Annotated in this window: 4 protein-coding genes and 1 pseudogene; 4 read left to right on the top strand and 1 reads right to left on the bottom strand. The window is 26.1% G+C overall.

Going from position 1 to position 3,405, the window contains the following annotated elements:
- Nucleotides 1-448: 448 nt before the first annotated feature.
- Genes AJ932_RS08280 through AJ932_RS08270 form a run of 3 tightly spaced genes read left to right on the top strand, consistent with a single transcriptional unit; the run spans nt 449 to nt 2,660 of the window.
- Entirely contained in the window at nt 449-667 is a 219-nt protein-coding gene (locus AJ932_RS08280) for a type II toxin-antitoxin system HicB family antitoxin (protein ID WP_024305364.1), read from the top strand.
- A complete protein-coding gene (locus tag AJ932_RS08275) occupies nt 660-863 on the top strand; it encodes a type II toxin-antitoxin system HicA family toxin (protein WP_070278951.1) in 204 nt (67 codons plus the stop codon). Before AJ932_RS08280 ends, AJ932_RS08275 begins: the two co-directional genes overlap by 8 nt.
- Before the next feature lie 3 nt (nt 864-866).
- Nucleotides 867-2,660 carry an AAA family ATPase gene (locus tag AJ932_RS08270; RefSeq protein WP_070278954.1) on the top strand — a complete coding sequence of 598 codons (1,794 nt, stop codon included), beginning with the start codon at nt 867-869 and terminating at the stop codon, nt 2,658-2,660.
- A gap of 87 nt (nt 2,661-2,747) precedes the next feature.
- Here the strand turns inward: AJ932_RS08270 and AJ932_RS10375 are convergent.
- Nucleotides 2,748-2,876 (bottom strand): annotated as a pseudogene (locus AJ932_RS10375) (RNA-guided endonuclease TnpB family protein); the annotation flags it as partial.
- On the opposite strand from AJ932_RS10375, the gene AJ932_RS08260 reads away from it, so the two are divergent.
- Nucleotides 2,868-3,092, top strand: a complete 225-nt coding sequence (locus tag AJ932_RS08260; protein ID WP_070278957.1) for a hypothetical protein — start codon at nt 2,868-2,870, stop codon at nt 3,090-3,092. The pseudogene AJ932_RS10375 and the gene AJ932_RS08260 sit on opposite strands and share 9 nt — an antisense overlap.
- The last annotated feature ends 313 nt before the right edge of the window (nt 3,093-3,405 follow it).

Raw genomic sequence — 3,405 nt, 5'->3', positions numbered from 1 at the left:
CTTAAAGCTTTTAAATCTATGGAAAAAACACAACCTGAAAAAGAGATAACTAGACAATAATAGTTACTCTTTGTAATCATAATATATAATAATAATATATAAAAAATATTTTTTATATATTATTAGTTAATAATAGTATATTATAATTACTATAAATATACAAAAAAAGGATTAAAAATGAAAAATACAATCAAAATTTAATACTATAGAATTTAAGAATTTAGGAATTATTACATTTAAGTCAATTGTTTTTTAAAGTTCTTATTTTCCATATATTCTTTTCGTAAAAATGTCAAAAATCATTACATTTAAGTCAATTTTATTTGAAAAAATTCTAAAATTGCTGCCTATTGACATAGATGTGATACTTTGATATAATTTATTTCGAAGATTAGAATATTTGTTACATTTAAGTCAATCTTATCATCTTTTAATACAAGGAATCAAGATGCTATTAAATATTATTATTGAAAAAGATCAGGATGGATATTTTGCACGCATTTTAGAGCTTGAAGGTTGTGTTTCGCAGGGAAATACTTATGAAGAAACTTTAGTCAATATAAAAGAAGCAGGAGAGCTTTATTTAGAAAGTCTTGCAAATGAAGAAAAAAGGATTATTGAAAATAAAACAACTTCAATTATTCCAATGGTTTTAGCAAATGCCTGAATTGCCTAGAATAACTGCAAAAGAAGCAGAAAAGCTTTTATTGCAAAATGATTTTTCGATTGATAGGCAAAAAGGCAGCCATAGAATCTATAAAAAAGGACTTTATAGAATGGTTATTCCTCACCATAGTGGAGAAATATTGCACCCTAAAATCATAAAACAACTATTTGAGATCATAGAAGTAGCAAAGGATTAAAAAATGCCAAAAAGAAATACTATTGATACTATTACACTCGGACTTTTTAGTGATGAAGATGTTTCTATAATCTGCGAAGATACGATTAAATTAGAAAGGGGCTCTGTAGCTGTATTAAGTGGCAATAGTGAAGTAGGAAAATCTTTTTTAGCTTTAAAAGTATGTGCTAATGCTATTAATGATGGCTTAAAACCTTTTTTTTGGAGCGTAGAAGATAAAAATAAAGCGATTTTAGAACGCATAAAAAATATTGAAAGTTTTTATTCTTTTAATACTGCGGAACTTGAATTTTCAAATGAACTTCCAAAAATCAATAAAGAACCTATAAATTGTTTAAAAGAAGAGCTTAATGAGTTAGCAGATTGTGATTTAATTGTTCTTGATACCTTTAGTGCATTTTTCTCAACATTAGGCTTTAAAGATCAAAACAATCAAAACGATGTGCAAAATTTCTTTAATATTCTAACAGATATAGCAAAATCAAATAATCAAGCTATCTTATTACTTCATCACTTAGACAAAAAAGGCGAAAGTCTTATGGGTAGCTCTGTTATTATTAATGCTCCTAGACTTGTTTATAAACTTTCGTTCGAAAAGGGAGAAGATAAAAATTCTACCACCTATCGCTTGCTTGAGGTGCTAAAGGATAATAATAATATCAATGCTGGAGAATTTCAAAAAACGATTAAAGTATTGCAAAATTCTAGTATTGATGAGCCTTCAATTGTAAATCTTAGAGCTAACAGCATTGATTCTAATACTTTGGAGATTATCAATAAAAAAGATATTTCTGCTGTAAGTGTTAATGAATTAGCAAAAGGCTATGTAACAATGAATGAAAATAGAGGTGTTTTTTATTTAAGCTCACGAAAGCTTACAGACACTAATTTTTATAAAGTATTTAAAGAAAATGACAATAAAATAGAATTTGGAATGCTTGGTGCAAATGGTTCATCATATGCTATTACTCTTAAAAATTCTTTACTAACGCAAACACATAGAAGTATTTTAGATGCTTTATTTTTATATATCAAGAAAAATGTAGATACAAGTGTTATTAAAAAATATCAAGAAAATTTTTGGGATATGGAAGTAAGATTAGAGCCTTATAAATTCTTGAAACAATATCTTAATAAAAATTCTAATAATTACTCTTGGTTAAAACAAAAATTTACAGAAATCTCTCGTTTTGCGTATGATTTGGCTTTCACTCAAAATGTAGAAGATAAAGATAAAAAAACAATCACTCAAAGAGATAAAGGTATTTTAATGTTTGACTCTGTAGAGCGTATCACAAAAGAAAATGGAACAATTGTATCTGTATTCGTGCTAACAGTTCGTAGAGAATATATTAAAAAACTCGAAACAGAATCTACCCTTTCTTATGATGATGACTTATCAAAAATACTCATTGATTTAAATTCTTTAGTTGCACAGGATTTAATTAGATTTTTGACAAGTTTTCCTGATAAGAAAATCCTTAGTTATAGTGAGTTTTGTGAAATTAAAGCTTATAGACTTTATAAAGAAAGTTCTATCATTTCAAAACAAAAAAAGGAGATTGCTAAATTAAAAGATAAGCTTATAGAATTTGGAATTAATGTTTATGACAAAGGTATAGAATTTGCAAATTATGATGATGAATTTTTTTATAACAAGTATAAAAATGAAAATGATTTGTTTTTCATCTATCAAAGCAATAATAGAGTAAAAAGATATATTAAGCGTGGTGATCCAATGAATCAATTAAACACCAAAAGCAATAAATTTCTTTTACAGAAGTCTTTGTTTGAGTGAATCACCCATCTGCTAAAGCAAAGTGGGTTTCTTGCTTCAACGAATAGATAACTAGTATATAACCATTTGATACCTACTAGAGCTATCTTTACCCCAACTAGCATTAGCAATAGATTTAGATAAGTGTTTGTTTTTAATTAGTCCTTTAATATTTAGATTTTCAACAGCTATAAAATCATATAAATTTGTGATTTCATCGCTTATCTTATGCAAATAATAGAAAAAGCAAATATTGTTCTTAACCTTTTACTCACAATCAGAAATAGAAGTTTTCATTGGGAAAATTTATATAAAACAAAAATAACAAATCAAAAGGCTTTAGCTCCTAAATCACATAATACCTTTATAGGCGTTATGCCAAATAAAATCAATGCTTTTTTAAGTGATTTAATAGAGAGTTTTGAAAAAGATTTAAATAGCTACTTAAAATAATATTTAAGATGGGCGATCTCGATCCGCCCTTATAATGATTTTAAATTATATCATACAATAAAAAAATTGTCAATTTAGTTTATATTTAGTATTGCTCTAAAATGTTGATTGTATAATAACATAATATTTAGATTTTCGTTTTAAAGGAGTGCAAATGAGTGATACTATTATTTTAGGTATTTTATTAGAGAAGTACAATAATGCTAAATATAAAAAAGTCGGAAACTGTATTAAACTTCGTTATCAATATCACGATGTAAATGTGAATTTATATTTTGATGGTTATGATAAAAATTATCCTTCAACTTCTATA

It is taken from the genome of Campylobacter sp. BCW_6873 (genome assembly GCF_001762365.1).
Classification (GTDB): domain Bacteria; phylum Campylobacterota; class Campylobacteria; order Campylobacterales; family Campylobacteraceae; genus Campylobacter_D; species Campylobacter_D jejuni.
This window is presented reverse-complemented; position numbering and strand designations above follow the sequence as displayed.

Coding starts and splice junctions, on each gene's coding strand:
- AJ932_RS08260 (WP_070278957.1), top strand. CDS start 2,868: ATGCAAATAATAGAAAAAGCAAATATTGTTCTTAACCTTTTACTCACA.
- AJ932_RS08280 (WP_024305364.1), top strand. CDS start 449: ATGCTATTAAATATTATTATTGAAAAAGATCAGGATGGATATTTTGCA.
- AJ932_RS08275 (WP_070278951.1), top strand. CDS start 660: ATGCCTGAATTGCCTAGAATAACTGCAAAAGAAGCAGAAAAGCTTTTA.
- AJ932_RS08270 (WP_070278954.1), top strand. CDS start 867: ATGCCAAAAAGAAATACTATTGATACTATTACACTCGGACTTTTTAGT.